This window comes from Zymomonas mobilis subsp. mobilis ATCC 10988 (genome assembly GCF_000175255.2).
In the GTDB taxonomy this organism is placed as follows: Bacteria; Pseudomonadota; Alphaproteobacteria; order Sphingomonadales; family Sphingomonadaceae; genus Zymomonas; species Zymomonas mobilis.
Map to the genome: position 1 here is coordinate 14,722 of NC_017181.1, position 16,971 is coordinate 31,692.

The 16,971-nt window shown below is 44.6% G+C and carries 8 protein-coding genes and 1 pseudogene; 2 read left to right on the forward strand and 7 right to left on the reverse strand.

Annotated elements, in window-relative coordinates; all coding sequences use genetic code 11:
* Positions 1–483 precede the first annotated feature (483 nt).
* Together ZMOB_RS09470 and ZMOB_RS09475 are read right to left on the reverse strand one after the other, a co-directional pair.
* Positions 484–3,198: an HD domain-containing protein gene (locus ZMOB_RS09470; RefSeq protein WP_014466429.1), complete on the reverse strand. Its 2,715-nt coding sequence runs from the start codon at positions 3,196–3,198 to the stop codon at positions 484–486.
* A 1,474-nt stretch (positions 3,199–4,672) separates the two neighbouring features.
* Positions 4,673–4,969 (reverse strand): hypothetical protein, encoded by a 297-nt coding sequence (locus ZMOB_RS09475; protein ID WP_041573479.1) that lies wholly within the window; start codon positions 4,967–4,969, stop codon positions 4,673–4,675.
* Here ZMOB_RS09475 and ZMOB_RS10610 point away from each other — a divergent pair.
* Together ZMOB_RS10610 and ZMOB_RS09480 are read left to right on the forward strand one after the other, a co-directional pair.
* A pseudogene (locus ZMOB_RS10610) lies at positions 4,915–5,419 on the forward strand (IS5 family transposase); the annotation flags it as partial. The gene ZMOB_RS09475 and the pseudogene ZMOB_RS10610 overlap by 55 nt on opposite strands.
* A 234-nt stretch (positions 5,420–5,653) precedes the next feature.
* Positions 5,654–6,838: an alpha/beta hydrolase gene (locus ZMOB_RS09480; RefSeq protein WP_014466431.1), complete on the forward strand. Its 1,185-nt coding sequence runs from the start codon at positions 5,654–5,656 to the stop codon at positions 6,836–6,838.
* Between the two features lie 210 nt (positions 6,839–7,048).
* Here the strand turns inward: ZMOB_RS09480 and ZMOB_RS09485 are convergent, their stop codons facing one another.
* From ZMOB_RS09485 to ZMOB_RS09505, 5 genes are all read right to left on the reverse strand, one after another.
* Positions 7,049–10,165 carry an ABC transporter permease gene (locus ZMOB_RS09485; RefSeq protein ID WP_014466432.1) on the reverse strand — a complete coding sequence of 1,039 codons (3,117 nt, stop codon included), beginning with the start codon at positions 10,163–10,165 and terminating at the stop codon, positions 7,049–7,051.
* Positions 10,165–11,052, reverse strand: coding sequence for an ABC transporter ATP-binding protein (locus ZMOB_RS09490; protein ID WP_041573480.1), 888 nt, complete (start codon positions 11,050–11,052; stop codon positions 10,165–10,167). Before ZMOB_RS09490 ends, ZMOB_RS09485 begins: the two co-directional genes overlap by 1 nt.
* A 68-nt stretch (positions 11,053–11,120) precedes the next feature.
* Positions 11,121–12,836, reverse strand: a complete 1,716-nt coding sequence (locus ZMOB_RS09495; RefSeq protein ID WP_014466434.1) for an ABC transporter ATP-binding protein — start codon at positions 12,834–12,836, stop codon at positions 11,121–11,123.
* Positions 12,833–14,611: an ABC transporter ATP-binding protein gene (locus ZMOB_RS09500; protein WP_014466435.1), complete on the reverse strand. Its 1,779-nt coding sequence runs from the start codon at positions 14,609–14,611 to the stop codon at positions 12,833–12,835. Before ZMOB_RS09500 ends, ZMOB_RS09495 begins: the two co-directional genes overlap by 4 nt.
* 89 nt (positions 14,612–14,700) lie before the next feature.
* Entirely contained in the window at positions 14,701–16,755 is a 2,055-nt protein-coding gene (locus ZMOB_RS09505; protein WP_252507341.1) for a TonB-dependent receptor, read from the reverse strand.
* Between the last annotated feature and the right edge of the window lie 216 nt (positions 16,756–16,971).

A 16,971-nucleotide genomic window follows, 5' to 3' on the forward strand; every position in this document is an offset into this window, starting at 1 on the left:
CAACTTGTTAGGGGTAATCCAGAAGCTTAGAAAGAACGAAAGACATAGTCAATTTGGAATGCCATGAGTTTACCAATAAGGCTGTTCTTAAAAGAATCCGTAGATAGAAGACCACCGATGCTGGACCAGTGATACTGCTAGACTGCGCGTGGAGTTTCTTGATCAGCATCTGACGTCTGGACAGATACAACTTGATGTTAAAAAGCCAATGAATTTTTCATGGAAAAGTTAAAATTTGTCTTAAAGGATCGCAAGAAAAAACCATTTTTCCAATCTATGCCGTTGACATATCCAGAGATCGAATGATTGAAAATCTAATATCCAATCCCGGGTTATTCGATCCCTCGAACTAATACAACACCATTAACCCCGGGATTAAAGATGTAAGAATTCTTGAACAATATACTATAAGAAAAATGTGGGAAATATTACCTATTTTCTATATTTTTCATTACCTTTTTATTATTTTATAATATACTTTACTTAATTACCACCTATATTCAAGCTCTGATCAAACACTACAGCAATCCCTGGCATCGAACGATTGGCTGTCAGGCCAACGTCAAATATTTGTCGCAGTTCATAACGAAGCTTAAATTGACGACCCGATTTTTCTAAGAGATCAAATAAAATATTGTATGATCCATACTTCAAAAGCTTTTGAAAATTTTCGTCTATCACCGTATTAAACACTAAATCCAAATCGGTTTCATTTTCAGGCTCGCTTATAGCCTCCTCTCGACTATGAGATGCCATGATGCAAGTCCCTGCAGACATCTCATCAAAGTAAAATCGCAAATCAAGGTCATTAATGGTTGCCCAACGATATTCAGCTCTCCGAGATCCACCATGGAGTATAGGGAGAAAAATATCATCACGCTGGAATAGTATTGCCTTGAGAGTTGATAAATCAATCGTTGATCCGTCAAAGTATCCTATAGGCAGCGTAAGGGGGTCACCCCCAGCCCAGTACACAGCTCGAGCAAGTTCCACCTTTTCTATAACTGAAAGTGCTCCGTTTATTCCGACTTGAGCCTGATTTGTAGCCCATTGAGCTAAAGACTTTGGCGATATGGAAAGTTGAGCTGCTCCTCGAGTCGCTATAGCCGCTTCACCTTCTATAATACCAATATAAGAGGGGACTTGGCTATTGCTGGAGTGCCCAGCTAATAATTTTGTCCTTACTGGATAGGTTAGACCTCCGACGCGGGCAAAAGACATCATCTCCGATCGTAAATGTCGTGAGTTCAACTGTATTGCTGCACGGCCAACTAAGCGACCATCATCATTTTCAATAGGTGTAACAGCTTCTGAATATAGGGTCACATAGTCTGTCTCCGAATGATTTTGATCATTCGTCAAATCTTTTATGAATTCCTCAGAAGAACGCGAACTCCAATTAGCAGCGTGAGTAAAAGAACGACTGGCAACTTTGTCTACAAATTCAATTTCAACTGCACTAGATGCAGTAAGCCAGCGGAGATAACTGAATACGTCTGAATGGAATATCCCCGATAAAAAATTTGTCACTTTAGGATGTTTTAAAGTATTATTCTGGGGCAGAAAACCATTAATAGCAACTTGATCTGTTACAGCAATCGAAATTCGGGTTGTATATATATCGCTCTGCTCAGATTCTGCCGCTTTTCTCAATATCGGCCGTCTTGTTAGACCGACAAATTCTAGCGCCAATCCATTCCCAATGCCGTCCTTGTACCGTCGGGTAACTACTGTAACCTCGTCTCCAAGTAGAAATACCGAGAAAAATCCAATCCCGAATTTTCCCGAAATATTTACAGATGCCACACTTATCTCTGGGTTCTCTTGAGCAACATCTTCCGACTTCCAGCCAGACCTGCCAAAATCCAAAAGCCGTCGAGTAAGTACGCGCTCTGACATACCGATTCCATTGTCTTCAACAATAAGTCTGAGTTGTCCCGTTTCACTTCGCTCCAGCGTGCACCGAATACGCGGAATAAAACCCTCCCGACCGATACTAGCTCTTAACAAAGTTGCATCTATAGCATTTTGAAGCAACTCCCGGAGCGGCGCATGATAACCATTACCATACAAATTTCGACCGCCAAGTGTTTGCGCAAGACTAATAGGATCAGTAACTCGCACTTCGGCATCCACTGGCTCCCAACCGTCGCAATGAACATATTTCGCAAACAGTTTTGGTCTTTGTGTACCTTCTACTTTCTTTGCAAAAAATTCTTCTGTATCAGATTCTTTAAGTAAAGATGCTGCAGATTGCAGCTCATCTGAAATCATCCGGCAAGTATCGAAGCAGAGCCACCAAGCGTCGGCTTCAGATCTGCCAAAATCTCTTCCAGAATTGTATATAAGAGCTTGATCACCTCGAGACGGGATACCCAGTCTATTCTGAAACCCCCAGTGTAACGCTGAAACTCCTTTTGGAGAAGAGAGAATATAGTCCATAAGTGGAGCTCGACGATTATCAATATGTGCAGCATCGGCACAACGCAACAGTATAGCAATCTTAAGTTCGTTTAATTCCCATTCTGCAGGCAGACTTGGTGGTGGTGCGCGACGTGTCAAGAACTCATGGGCAAGGCGGTCTACATCCCAATGGTGGCTCTGCGCTATCCGCCCAATTATTTGACCATAATAATCGCGAAGCTCGGTATCTTCAATAATATAGATTACACTCGCAATATTAGGTCTACTCCATTCACGTTCAACCATCTTTACGGCCTGTTTTGCATGCAGCCCTCGGACCGTGGAAAATAAGGCTATGCGCTCGAATTGCCTTCTTTGATCTTTTGAAAGAGAATTTTTGTCTATTCGTGGCAAGGCTGTCATTTGCGCCATAGCACGTTGCCATTCTGCTGTCTTTTTTAGCCCGTCTAGACCATCTTCATACGCAACCACAGCAAGGGCACTGTCATGGAATAAAACGCTGCATCCGAATATGAAGGCTTCTAACGGGTTCAAAGGATAATTATCACCCGCTATGATATCCGCAAGTTGCCATAACGCGTCTAAATGACTTTCGTCATGAATTGTGAGGCCTTGACAATCAATATGAGCCTGCCGAACTATCGGCTTGATTCGGTCATGCGCCGTCTCAAAAGTACTCCTTAACGTCGCTAAAGCACTTTCTTCTCGGGGATTGCCCCCCGTCATACCAATCGTTCGTTTCCACAAGGTCGTTTCGTCGTATCTAATCGCCATCAATCTGTCTCCAAATTATAGCCTTTTAGCATGGAATCTCGTCCGAACGCAGCTTCAAAAACGATAGTTTTGCGCTAGCCAGATTGAATAATAAGGTCGGCAACGATATCTGTATTCTTAGGAATCAATGAGATAATTAGTTGAAATTCAACTCCAAGCTATCAAGCAGCCAGTCGTCAGTTTATCATCTCCAACATAAAAAAATTGGCATATACTGCTCTTCTTTATGCCAATTGTGAATTCTATAACGCAATGTTTCAAAACTCATAACCTGAGGCTACGCCACTCGCATTCTACGAAAAATGATTTTGCCCTGTTTGGAGTGGTAATCCCACCCAAGCCCTCGGCGTAGAGGTGTCGCTTTTTATGCATTTTCTGATCTTATGCAGGACAGCCATAAATAACCTAGAATACGGCCTTAAGATAGCTTTATTCAATGAAATACGGCCGAAAATCTCTTATGCATATTTATGCAGCCTTGTCTATTGGTAGCTTCCCTTGTTTTCCTGTTAAAATACCCCTTGTTTCTCAAAAGCTATGTCCTCTTTTTTATCCTCGGGATTGGGCTTCAGTTAGCTATCGGCAGAGGAGTTAAAAAAGAGAGAGTGTGAGAAAAATAAGACCGGTATAATTATAGCAATCAGCTAGTAAGAAGGCTCAGGGAAATGCAATGGAATATACAGGCTGGATAGAAGTTTGGATCTTTAACTGTTTGGTAAATCAGTCCTTCATTACAGAAGAAGATTCTCCATCATCCATTTTTAGTCAAGGCTTATGGACAGAAGATTGTAAGCCCAAAAAGCATTAGGATGTCTTCTCAGAGTAAAATATTTCCTCTTCTTGGTCCACTGGTCATATACCTTCTTTCTTGCTGTAGAGGGCTCTCTGGGCAGATAGCTTTTAGCTTTTGGAAAGGTATATCTCTTAACTATAGCCGATGAAATGGATCAATTCTTTTTAAAGAAGCAGTATCAAAACCCATCAGTTGATATAAAAATATCAAGAGAGGTGTTTTTTTGTTATACTCTTAGCGTCCGGTTAACCCACCCTAGCCCCCGCGCTATACATGTCGCTTTTCTACGCAATTTCTGATTCAACGCAAAATAAAAAATATCGCGTAAAATAGCCTTTAAAACACAAATTTTTTTACAAAAGTGCCTATTTTTACTGTTCGCAAATAAACGCATGCTCAACGCATTTTGTAAAACGTAAAAAAGATGCCAAAAAATGCTTATTTTCTCAAAACCTAGACGAACTTTTCGGCTAAAATTTCATGGACTAGAGTGATCATCATTTCCCTTCATCCATGGCCTGAAGTTTCAGCTTTCTATGAATGTCTGCAGGTATAGACAAAAACGATTTGTCTTTTCTGCGTTATCATCAGCGTTCCACTTTGCGACCCACTAATCAACATCAGATGGCTTTTTAACGGCACGCGACGGGCACGTTAAGCTGATTGAAGATGCTGTTTTGGTCATAATGAAGCCCCTAACTCAAGTAATTCATTTTTAATGGCTGTGATCTTATCGGCCACAAAATTACGTTTATCTGGATAATCGAATACCGACAGGCCATCCAATGCGCTCTCGGCAAAGCGGACACGCTGTGATAGCTGACTATTTAATAGAGGTAGCTGATGACTAGGTTTTGTTGACAAAGGGTATAATTTAAGATTTTTAGAGATAAATTGAGAACAAGTTTTGTAGGGCAGACAGGATGCAAGGAGATCTGACGGACGCGGAATGGCAAATAATAGAGGGTCTTCTTCCAAGCGAACGAGGCCGTTGCGCACGTCCCGCAAAAAGCAATCGGTTATTTCTTAATGGTATGCTTTATGTACTTCGAACAGGCTGCCCGTGGCGAGATATGCATGAACGTTATGGGAAATGGAATTCGGTCTATGTTCGATTTCGTAGGTAGGCGGAACAGGGTGTCTGGGATGCTCTTTTTGAAACCATAGTTGAGGGTGACTGAATAGATAGGACCATCATGTGCGCTTACAATCAAGCGGCTGGCGCAAAAGGGAGAATCTCAAGGAAGGCTTTGGTCGAAGCCGCGGTGGCTTTACGAGCAAGATCCACGCCCGTTCCGATGGTCAGGGCTGGCCTCTAACTTTCGAACTAACAGGCAGTGAGGTCTCTATTATTCTGATGCCAATAGCTTGATAGAGATTCCTGCCGTAGCACTACGACGTTTTCTCACTTTTTTATCTCGCGGCTATAAAATGGTGGCTATCTTCTATGTGTTAACAGAACCTAAGCTTCTGGATATTTTCCTAATTTATAGAAAATGCTGTCGTAGATTTTTAATTTGATATATTTTAAGGATTATCTTTAAAGTATCATATGGTTACAATATCATTTAAATATATATTTATTAAATTAGATGCTTGTAATTATATAAAATACAATATTACTATTGCCGGAATAATATATAATTACAGGAATGGTATTCAGTGCCTTTTTCTTACTCTATATATAAAAAACTCCGTATTTTTGTAGGTATATCTTGCTGTTTTGTTGCGATTCCAGGATATACGGCTTTGGCGAAAATGAAACAAATGCCTGGTTTCGTAACGGCATCGTCCTTTTTACCAAAAGCCTACAGCCTTCCGGGCGCAGGACGTTCCTTACGCATTACTTATCTTTCGACCAATGGCGTAACAGGGCAAGGTCTGGTGCCTGTCACAGCCGAAGTTATTTTACCCGCAGGGAAAGCACCGGCCGGAGGCTGGCCCATTGTCGCATGGGCTCATGGAACGGTGGGTGTCTCGAATAACTGCGCCCCATCGCGTAACCCTTGGTCGGAACGCAATAGCCGCTATCTGTCCGAATGGATGAAACGAGGCTTTGCGATTGTCGCAACCGATTATCAAGGTTTAGGAACGTCTCTCCCCCATCCTTATTTGAATACAAGGGCTGAGGCTTATGGTCTGTTGGATGCTGTAAGAGCGGCAATCTCTTCCGCAGCCCCTTTGGAAAACAAAATAATGATTGTGGGGCAATCCCAAGGCGGAGGGGCGGCATTTGCTTCCGCAGCCTTTGCCCCCGAATATGCACCAGAATTGAATATTCGAGGCATTGTGGCGACGGGCACCCCCTATATGACACCCGAACTTTTAAAACAGATTACAAAGCCATCAGACAATATGGCCTATAATCCAATGGTGGTATATTCTCTTTACCTCGCGCAAGGCTTTGCTGGCTATCATCCCAGTTTTAAGCCCAGTGAGATTTTTACAGCTCGGGCGATGCCTGCTTATCATGCTGCCGCCAAAATTTGTGTAGGGCCATTAGCCGCCAAGGTTAAAAAAGAAGGTCTGACTTTCGATAATTCTCTTAAACCCGATTTTTCTGAAAAAATTGCCCCCGCCTTAGCGGCAATGCAGTATCCGACGATGAAGCTTAAATACCCACTGTTCACTGGGACGGGTGAGCTTGACAAGGATGTGCCTCCAGCTTTGCAATTAGCTTTAGTGAAAGCGGCCTGCGCGGCAGGAACTACCGTTGAAGCGCATCTTTATAAAGGTTTAGATCATAGCCAGACCGTTAATGCGTCTCTGCCGGATTCGGCTGTGTTCACAAATGCCGTTATGTCGGGAAAAATAATCACTTCTCAATGCGGGGCGGTTCCTCAGTAATTGAGACGGATTTTTCTGAATATATCGGAATTAGGGGATTTGCGATTAGATTAGAAATAGAAAAGAGCCGTATAACGCCAGGGCTTAAAGTAAGTGATACGCTATGTCAGGTCATTCGAAATCGCTCAATTTTTCTGCCTTTTCCGATAGTTTAATCATCGTCTGTAAGGATAGGATAGCATCAGTGCCATCCTATCCTTGATTGGTGGATCAATTTTTATGGCTGTTTGAATCGATTTTAAAATCGGGACGCCATCGATAAAAAAGATCAAGACCTGTTTGCAAAGCCGCATAGGGCTGATCTGTTATATCGGATGGATTACGAGGCAAAATCTTTGAAGCGGCTTTCATCTTTTGTTGTTTCTCTTGTAATATTCCAAGAAAATCGGAGGTCGTTTTCTGGTCATATTGAGTGGCGACGGATTCTAGCCCCAAAGCGATAGGAAAGCCTTCTTCCATTGCCACCGCATGGGGCGATGACGGTGCCAGAAAACGGGCATGATGCCATGATCGTCCTATTTCACGTCCAAGCGTAAATGTTAGATAAGCCCGAGCTTGCGGTCGTCTCATATCATGTAACCATCCTCGCCGTTCGGGGATATAGAGGAGTGAACCACTTGATCGCGCTTCGGCCAAGGCCTCCTCATCGATAAATTGGGGTGTTTCCACAATATTGAGTGCTTGAAAAGGGGGCGACCCAAAGCGACGCACTAGATGGTCAAGCACTAAGAGGGTTTCTTTACTGATGGTATCCAAAGCCTGCCCGTGATTTTTACGGAATGTAAAGGTTATGGGGATAGGGGCTGATTTTGGATGTCGCCAAAGAAGCTGTTTCTTTTCTACCCCTTTTACGGCGATGATCAGCGGATCAAGGGGGGCGTTATCAGCTGTGGCTTCAAGGATATGTTGTCCATCATGAATTTGCTCTGTCGAGGATATCCCGCTAGTATAGAGACGGAAGTCGGATGGTGCAGAGATTTTTATGTCGATCACGACACGTCCAGCCGAATCATTTAAAGCCGAGCGAGACGGATCATCAACTGGCAACGGCCTTGATGGTAAATGATAGCGAAAGCGTTCATTTGTCTCTGCAAGCTCGCGTTTGCGATCATAATTCAAGCGCGGGAAGGCATTATTGTCCAATATGACAACATCCCGACCTATCGGCCATGCAAAAGCACCATCAACAAAACCCTGCCATCTCGAATGAAGCATAAAATCGATGGTTGTTTTTTCTCCAGCGGCCAAGGGATGATCGAACCGATAGATTTGAACCCGTTCCTGATGATCGTCATGGTGGAGAGAAAGACCCAGCGATTTATTGGCCAGTTTTAGGCGGCTATTTTCAGGGATATTAACGAGAATAGCCGTGATCGGCTTTGAATCGGGATTGGAAACAGTCCATTTTCCTTGGGTCGTCAATAATCCTTTCGCGGGATTGACTGAAGTTGCCAGTGCCATTTCTGTGATGAGTGGTCGCGGTTGGTTCCGCCATTGGCCATAAAGCTGTTCATATAGCGCTTGATCACGATAGTCTTCTTGCAAGCTCTGGGTATCGTTCACTTCATATAAGTCGCGATATATCGTGGCACCGGCTGTCAGCGTTACTATAAGCATGGCTGCTATGCTGGTGAGCGCTGGCCACTTTATGGTGATGTGACAGATCCGAATATAGAGGGGCTTTTGTTCGCCTCGAAGGTCTATATGGGAGGCCAAAACAACGATGATGCCGACTATTCCAAGCCACCAAGCTGCATAAAGCAGATGCCGCCATGTGTCGGCATCAAGCACTGAAAAAGCCGAAAAAATCATCGGCTGTGGCACGCCAAAAAGTGCTAGCCTTTCATTGATCGTGCCGGTTTCGTGCATGGCGATCCCGCCCCATAAAAGGATCAGGGGTAGTCCTTGCGCGAACAGCTTCTTATGCGTCAGAAGGTCAAGCGCCAGCGTTAAGATGCCGAATTCGATCAGCGGGAGAAAAAGATGTAAAAAAATCGAACGGATAAAATGCTGTGGTTCAGTTTCCAAGAAACCATTCGAAAATTGGAAAATGATAATCGACAGGCTTGGTAAGAGAGAGAATAATAGCGCCATATAAATAATAGCGATGAGCCGTCCGCCGATCAGGACGTTTCCGGGGACGCTTGTCGCCGATATCAGGGACAACATTTTGCTCTCTCTGTCGCGTGCGGCAATTTCGCCCGCAAAATAAATCATCGCCATGGCGAGTATCATGTAAAGCGAAGGCTGGACGACGGTAAATAAATATTGGGCATAAGGGCGCATCTGGTTTTCGGGTAGCGCGTAGGCTGATTCAGCGCCCCATGCACTGGTGAGACCGAGCACAACCAAAGCGGCGACAATGACCCGAAAAACAGGTAATCGGATTGTGGCTGACCAGTGAATAGAGGCCAGATGGAGAAGAAGGCCAAGTCGGCTATCGCTTTTGATATACAATAGCTGTCTCGGGGTATGTTTCCGGTGAGAAGATGACGGCGATGATTTCCGTCCTTTATTGAGCATATCTTCCAATCTGAAGCTGGCAGCTCCCCATATCAAAAAAATTGCCCCTATGGTGATCCAAATTATTCTGTTGCTGATAAGGATCATACTGGGACTAAGAAAATGGGCTGTTCTTTCAGGCATAGACCAAAATAAGGCCTGCGCATCTAGCGTTTGTTTCCCTATTGGGTCGATCAATTCAACCCATGTGTGATGGCCTGCTGAGGCTTTGAAACTGACAAAGAATAAGGTGAATACCGCCATACTTAAAAGCGCAAAGCCGTAGCAAAATAGTAAGCGGCCTGAACGCGCTGCCAAGGCAAAATGAATACTGCCATAGATAAAACAGGCGGGTAGAACCCATATGATGGTCGCCCAGCCAATATGATTCCAGAGGGTGAAATGGCCAAACATTTGCCCGCCACCGAGAGCATGGGCGATCCATGGTATGACAATAATCGTGACAGGAACGCTCATCATAACCATGACGGTTATGACCATGCCTGCCATATATTTTCCCCAGAAATAGCCCTCTTTGGAAATGGGTGCCGTATAGACAAGGGGTGCCATTTTGGTTCTGATATCCCGCAGCAGGGGAGCGGCCATCAACAAAGGCCCCAGAACCGCCACCCAAAAAGCCGAATACATGCCCCAATAATAAATGACAAAGCTGCCGTTATGCGGCACGCCGCCGCCGCCAAGATCGGATGTATCAGCACCAAGAAGTGCCGAGGCGGTATAGCAGACCAATACAACCATCAGTAGCCATGGCACCCATGAACGCAAGCGTCGGCTTAATTCGTCTGAAAAAAGGCTCCAAAACATCAGTTTCTCCTGTCATTCTTTTGCAGAACGGCGAGAAAATAAGCGTCCTCTAAATCGGGTGTTTTGGGTGTAAAACCTTCTGCTGGTTGGGTTTCCGACTGAATGACAACCAGATGTAATCCCCGATGTATTCTACGGAAAACAAGCTGTCCGCTTTTGGAAATTTGGTCAGCCCTTTCCCGATCGACCAAGGCTTGCCAAAGCTGCCCCGATAATGACGCGGTTAATTTCTCGGGGTCCCCTTCCGCCATAATCCGACCTTGGTTGATAACCGCAATCCGGCGACAAAGATTGCTAACATCTTCGATAATATGGGTTGAAAGGATGATGGCGGTATTCTCGCCAATATTGGCAAGAATCTGATTAAATCTGTTCCTTTCTGCGGGGTCTAGGCCTGCTGTTGGTTCATCCACTATCAGTAATTTGGGATGGCCGAGCAGGGCTTGCGCGACGCCGAAACGTTGACGCATCCCGCCCGAATAATCACTAACCGGTCTGTTTTTAGCCGCATCGAGATTGACCATTTCGAGTAATGTTCCGATCTGATGCTCTCTTTCAACGGCGTTCGAGATGCCTTTGAGACGGGCAAAATAATGAAGCAGCTCTTCTGCACTGGCACCCGGATATGTCCCGAAATCCTGAGGGAGATATCCCAGTTTTGCGCGCATCTCTCGAGGGGACGCGAGCGCATCTATTTCTCCCAGATGGATGCTGCCCCTATCAGGGCGTTGCAAGGTCGCGATAATACTCATTAAAGTCGATTTGCCGGCACCATTAGGCCCCAGCAGTCCGAAAATACCTGAAGGCACATTGAGTGAAACATTGTTCAATGCATGAACGGGATTTTTGCCGGGGTAGATTTTACTTACCCCAGACAATCTAAGCATTGATTTGTCTTTTTCTAGTTGAGGCAATATAATCCTCCAATGTTTCAAGTTTTATTTGATATTTTTGTTTAGGTTAATTTTAATTGTGTATTCCACATATTATAATAATATGATTTATTCTTGATCAAATCTTCGTGACAGCCTTCCTCTATTATAGATCCTCTGTCTAAGACGATGATCTTGTCGGCTGCTGTGAGTGTATTTAGTCGATGGGCAACCATGATAACCGTCTTGCCTTTTATCAAGCTGCTGATGGCTTTTTGAACAGCATATTCCGATTCAGAATCCAAAGAGGCCGTCGGTTCATCGAGAATGATAATCGGGGTATTTTTAAGTATGGCGCGGGCGATAGATATTCTCTGGCGTTCGCCCCCCGATAAAGATGACCCGACTTCCCCGACTAAGGTATCGTATCCTTGGGGAAGTGAACAAATGAAGTCATGGATATTGGCTGATTGGGCTGCGTGAATTAGCTCTTCTTCTGTGGCTTCGGGGCGACCCATTAAAATATTGGCGCGGATCGTATCGTTAAAAAGCCAGACATCTTGATAAACAATAGATAAAAGGCTGGATAACTGGCTTTGTGTCAGAGAGCGGATATCAACCCCGCCAATTTTGATTTCGCCTTTGGTCGGGTCTGCAAAACGGGCGATCAACTGAACCAGTGTCGTTTTTCCACAGCCGGAAGAACCCACTACACCCGTCAGAGATTCTGACGGTAACGCCAGATCAATATCGTGAAGAACAACCGGTGAGTCCGGATATTCAAACGTGACCTGATTAAAGTTGATGTCGAATTTTTGAGGAATGGCCTGCGGTTGGAGCTGGGGTAAGCCCTTGCTATTCAGAATATTCTTAATTCTTTGGAGTGAGATCTCTGCGATTTCAAATAATTTACTGATCGCCGCGATCGTATTGAGCGGTTCGATAATATGAACCGCGATAATAACCAAAGCGACTGTTTTCGGAATATTTAAACTGTGTTTTTGGGCAAGACAGCCTGCAAAAGCGATCAGAATCACAAGGGCGAGTTGCACAATAAACTGACAGAGTGAAATATAACTGGCTGATGATTTGTTGCCGTGGCTTTGGATATCTTGTTGGTCATGAAAAACGGCCTCCAGACGAGGCGATTTCGCGCCAGCTTGCGATGTGGCTTTGAAAACCGCGATTCCTTTGACATATTCGATAATACGGGAGGCACTTTCTGCATCGGCTCTGTCAAGATCGGCTGAACTACTATTGTAGATAGCCTGTATTTTATACAAAATCGGCAGCATGGCGATCAGCGAAACCGCCAGAATTAGTCCCATTCTGTAATCGAACAAGGTTATGGCGACCCATAACAAAATGGGTAACGAAACAACTTCAACAAAAATATTGGCTAAGGATGACAGGGCATTGGCGGCATTCATGACATTGCTGCCCATGATTTCAGAGAGGTCGCCGACATCTTTTTCTCTTAATTGCAATAAAGGCATTTTGTATAAAGCCTCGGCGAGACGAATTCTTTGTTCGCCGATGACGCATGGCCAATATTGGTAATTAAAATTCATGCTTTTGAGGCGGAAAAAGACTTCAACAACAATAGTTGCCGCATAAAAGCCGACCCATGACCATATTTCAGTATTCGGCTTGTCGTGGCATATCGCCATCATCAACGGCACCAGAACCGCATAGGATGCCACCTGAATAAGTGTCGCGATTATTGTATAGACAAGGGATCGCCGGAAATAACGGGCATAGCTTCCTGCAATCTCCATCATCAATTTATAAATTTTCACGAGAGGCCTCCGGAATCTTTCTTGCCTTTATCGAGATGCCAATGGCTGCTTTCTTGATAATGCTGCCATATTTCGGCATATTTCCCTTGTTTTTGTAGTAATTCGGCATGTCGTCCGCCTTCGACGATATGGCCTTTTTCCATCACCAAAATCTGATCCGCATCCATGATTGTCGCCAGTCGATGGGCAATCACGATGACGGTCTTGTGCTGGGACAGCGTTTTTAAGGCCATTTGGATTTTGGCTTCACTTTCGGGGTCAACCCATGCGGTCGGTTCATCCAGAATGACAATCGAGGCTTTGGAAAGTAAGGCTCTTGCAATTGTAATCCGTTGTCTTTGGCCACCAGACAGACGGTTGCCACCATCGCCGACTTGGGTTTGGTAGCCTTCTTCCAGCTTGAGAATGAAGTCTTCGGCCTGTGCCATCTGAGCGGCTTTCTTGATCTGCTCATCACTGGCTTTGGGGTAGGCTAGCGCGATATTCTCGGCGACACTCCCTGAAACGAGAAAAGGTTCCTGAAAAACAAACGCAATATGCTGTAATAAAAGCTGACTGTTGATATCGCGGATATCAATATTACCAAGCCGGATTGATCCGCTGGTCACGTCCCAAAAACGGGGAATAAGGCGCGCAACTGTCGATTTTCCTGAACCTGAAGCCCCCACCAAGGCGCAGACTGTTTTTTCGGGAACAACAAAACTGATATCATCCAAGGCGGGTTTTCGCGCGTCATTGTTATAGCTAAAGCGCACATGGTCGAATGTAATATCAAATTGGTGCGGAATCTGGGAATGCGCCGGTTCAGGCAAGGGCTTCATATCCAGTAATTCACAGATACGACTGGCCGCAGCCTTTGCCTCGGAAAGCATTTGCGACAGATACATCAACGGCATCACAGCTTGCACCGGCAAGCTACCGATCATCATCGCGAGCAAGAAATCACTGAAGCTGATCCAGTGGCATTGCAGCATAAAAATACCGCAGGCACTTATCAGCAGAAGTGTCGGTAACGGAGTAATGAAAATATTATTAAGTTTGCTGGATTGGCGTGAGAAAGCCAGCCAGACGGAAACCGTTCGAGTGAAGGTGTCTATAATGCCTTTAAAACGTTTTAAGGCTAGACGGTCGCCATCGAAAGTCCGGATGACCGGCATACCCTGCACAAATTCGATAACTGCAGTATTTACCGCTTCGCTGGCGTTATTGTAGCGTTTTTGTTGCTCGGCAAAATCACGGGTCATAAAATACATACATAAGCCGATAACAGGCAGCATCAGGCTGACGACAAGGAACATTTTCCATTGTATAATCAGCAAAACAAGGAGCGCAGCCAAAGGTTGGCTAAAACCGACCCCGACGAAAGGTGAGGCATCTGCAACAGCAGCATGTAAGCCCTTTACGTCGTTATGCATGATTTTTTTGATACGTCCTGCGCCAAGCTGATAAATGTCTCCAAGAGGCAGGCTTGCCAATCTATCTGCAATATTTTCGCGTATTTTGACTTCTAGCCGATAGCTGGCTTCATGGGTGGTCAGATCAGCCATGCTTCGCAGACCAAATCCACCACTTAAGCCGGCTAATCCGCCAGCAAGATATATCCAAAAATTTTTCGTTATTGGTTCGAAAAGCTGCGAGACCGCATAGGCACTAAGGCTTAGACCGATAACCGTTGAAAATCCCGCCAGAATACCGAGAATCATTCCTAAACGGATTTTTGATTTTACTATGGGTAACAAAGCGACCAATCTGGTAACGACCTCAAACCCTCTCATACGACCCTCGCAAATGTACCGGATGGATAAGCCGGTTATCCATTCTGATTTATTGATTTTATGTTTTTTGAGTTTTTATTCTTGAAAGATTAGAAACTGACACCAGCGCGCAAACCGATTTGACGCGGATTGGCTGCAACTACTCTTCCTGAAGGAACGCCACGCGTGTAATAACCGGAATCGGTCAAGTTATGACCGTAAATCGCGATACTCCAATGCTTCCAGCGTTTTTCTATCTGGGCATCCATAAGAAGATAGGGATCGTTTTCAACGTTGCTGCTGGGGTGAAGTGTTGATCTCCCCCGCCGTATAATGCTGGCATTAACGGTTAAATCTTTGATCACTGTCCATGCACCCGAAAAGCCGAAATTGCTTATCGGAGTGGAATCCATCAATTCACCGCTATAGTCTTTTCCGCCATAGATAAAACGGTCATAAGCCGCATAGGTTAACCCAACAAAGCCATTCAGTTGGAAGTTATAGATAGGTCTCCAATGGACGGTTGCTTCCATCCCGCGAGAATGCGCCTTTTTTGCCGTAGCAACAACGGTTTCACCTAATTTGCTGGTTGCTGCGACTTGAAGATTAGAAAGAAAATTAGAAAAGCCGACAACTTCGATCGACCAAATATTTTTTTTGTCGCCAACCCTGTAACCCAATTCGATATTATTTCCGTAACTGGAAGAATATGGCACCGAAGCTGTTTCGGCATAGTTGCTGAACGGATTATAGCCTGGAGCCAAGAAACTACGGGTATAGCTTAACCACATAAATTGTCGCAGCGATGAAAAATTCTTGGGACTATATTCTAGCTTGACTCCCGGAAGTGGTACTGTTTTCGATATCGTCTGATCAGGGAGTGATTGATACATGCTGAAAGCGGTGGGTACATCGCCGCTAATTGAACTCGTCCAATTTTTTAAAGAAGATTCAACATGTTCCACCCGAATAGAAGGCACTAATTTCCAGTTTTGAGCAAAATGCCATCCCAATTCTCCCATAAATGCAATTTCGGTTGTTCCCAAATCAGCGGTAGTATGGCTGATATAATAGGGAGACATATCAAAATCATAAGGAGAAGATCGGAGGGCTCTTTGCCCATAAACACCGCCTTTCCAGTCCAGCTTCCCAAATGTCCCCGAAAGCATGAGAGATCCACCGATCTGCTGGGTCGGTGCCGAATTGCCTGAAACGGCATTAAAAACAGAGCGCGGATTCCAATATTTCCATTTCGTACCAACCCCGCCAAACATCGCATCGATATTCAGATGCTCACTAAAACTCCGGTGATATTGGAGTGAACCTAATAGATACTCGGTATCGTTTTTACCTTGGTCGGTGCTGTAAGAAATATGTTTTTTCGCATTTTCTGGTATTTCAAAATAGTCGTTGCCGCCATGATTGATCATGTGATGCAGACTGATACGCCATTCTCCGCCTGAACTGTCTGTATGCAGAATTTTTAAGCGTCCCCACCAGCTATGCCAGCCGCCGGTATTATGTTTATCGAGTGCCTTGTTATGAATATAGCCGTCAGCAGTTTCACCCCCTAAGGCAAGGCGAATGCTGGTCGAGTCATTGACAGGAATATCAGCTGTAAAGGAGCCTCTTTTCCGGTTTCCTGTCCCATATTCAAAACTGGCACTTGCAGAAAGTTTATCCCCTGGATCGTGTGAATGCGCGCTTATGAGACCCGCAAAAGCATTGATTCCTTCGGTAAGTTGTGCGCCACGCATCACATCTACATCAGAAAGATCAAATATTTGCCCTAAGGCAAAGCTCGGAACAGAAACGCCATCGATCAAAATCGGTGTATAGGAAGAAGAGCCATGATCTTCTGAACTCCCCATACCTCTGACAGTAACAACAGGGTTACTGGGGGTCATGCTGGTAAAGGATAGGTTCGGAACACGCTCGGCAATATCGCTTACCGTCTGCATCCGGTAGGCTTGCATATCTTCAGCTGAAATATGCGTCGAGCTTGAGGCCTGTGTTGAGATAGGTCTTTTTGCCGTAACAGTTATGTCTTTTGGTCTTAATAGAGCTTTATTCTCGGTTGTTGGCTTTTCTTTATAAGCTGAAGTCGTCTCTGCCTGTATCGAAGAAGCCGCTTCCACAGGATCGGTTATTATAAGGCTAGTCAAGGCAACACATGATAAGACGCAAAGGTGGTGTGTCTTATTAAAAGGACATTTATGAACGAGTGAAGCTTTGTTTCTCATTCATTTATTGATAGTGATTGTTATTATCTTTGCTACCCGTATAAGACCAATACCCTTATTGGGCAGATAAGATTACTTTTAAGATATTAGAGGATCTTTGTTTAAAATAATGATATAATTTAGATATTTATCAGATAA

Excerpts from the sequence above, each read along its gene's own strand:
- ZMOB_RS09470 (WP_014466429.1), bottom strand. The coding sequence starts at position 3,198 with ATGGCGATTAGATACGACGAAACGACCTTGTGGAAACGAACGATTGGT.
- ZMOB_RS09500 (WP_014466435.1), bottom strand. The coding sequence starts at position 14,611 with ATGAGAGGGTTTGAGGTCGTTACCAGATTGGTCGCTTTGTTACCCATA.
- ZMOB_RS09490 (WP_041573480.1), bottom strand. The coding sequence starts at position 11,052 with ATGCTTAGATTGTCTGGGGTAAGTAAAATCTACCCCGGCAAAAATCCC.
- ZMOB_RS09485 (WP_014466432.1), bottom strand. The coding sequence starts at position 10,165 with ATGTTTTGGAGCCTTTTTTCAGACGAATTAAGCCGACGCTTGCGTTCA.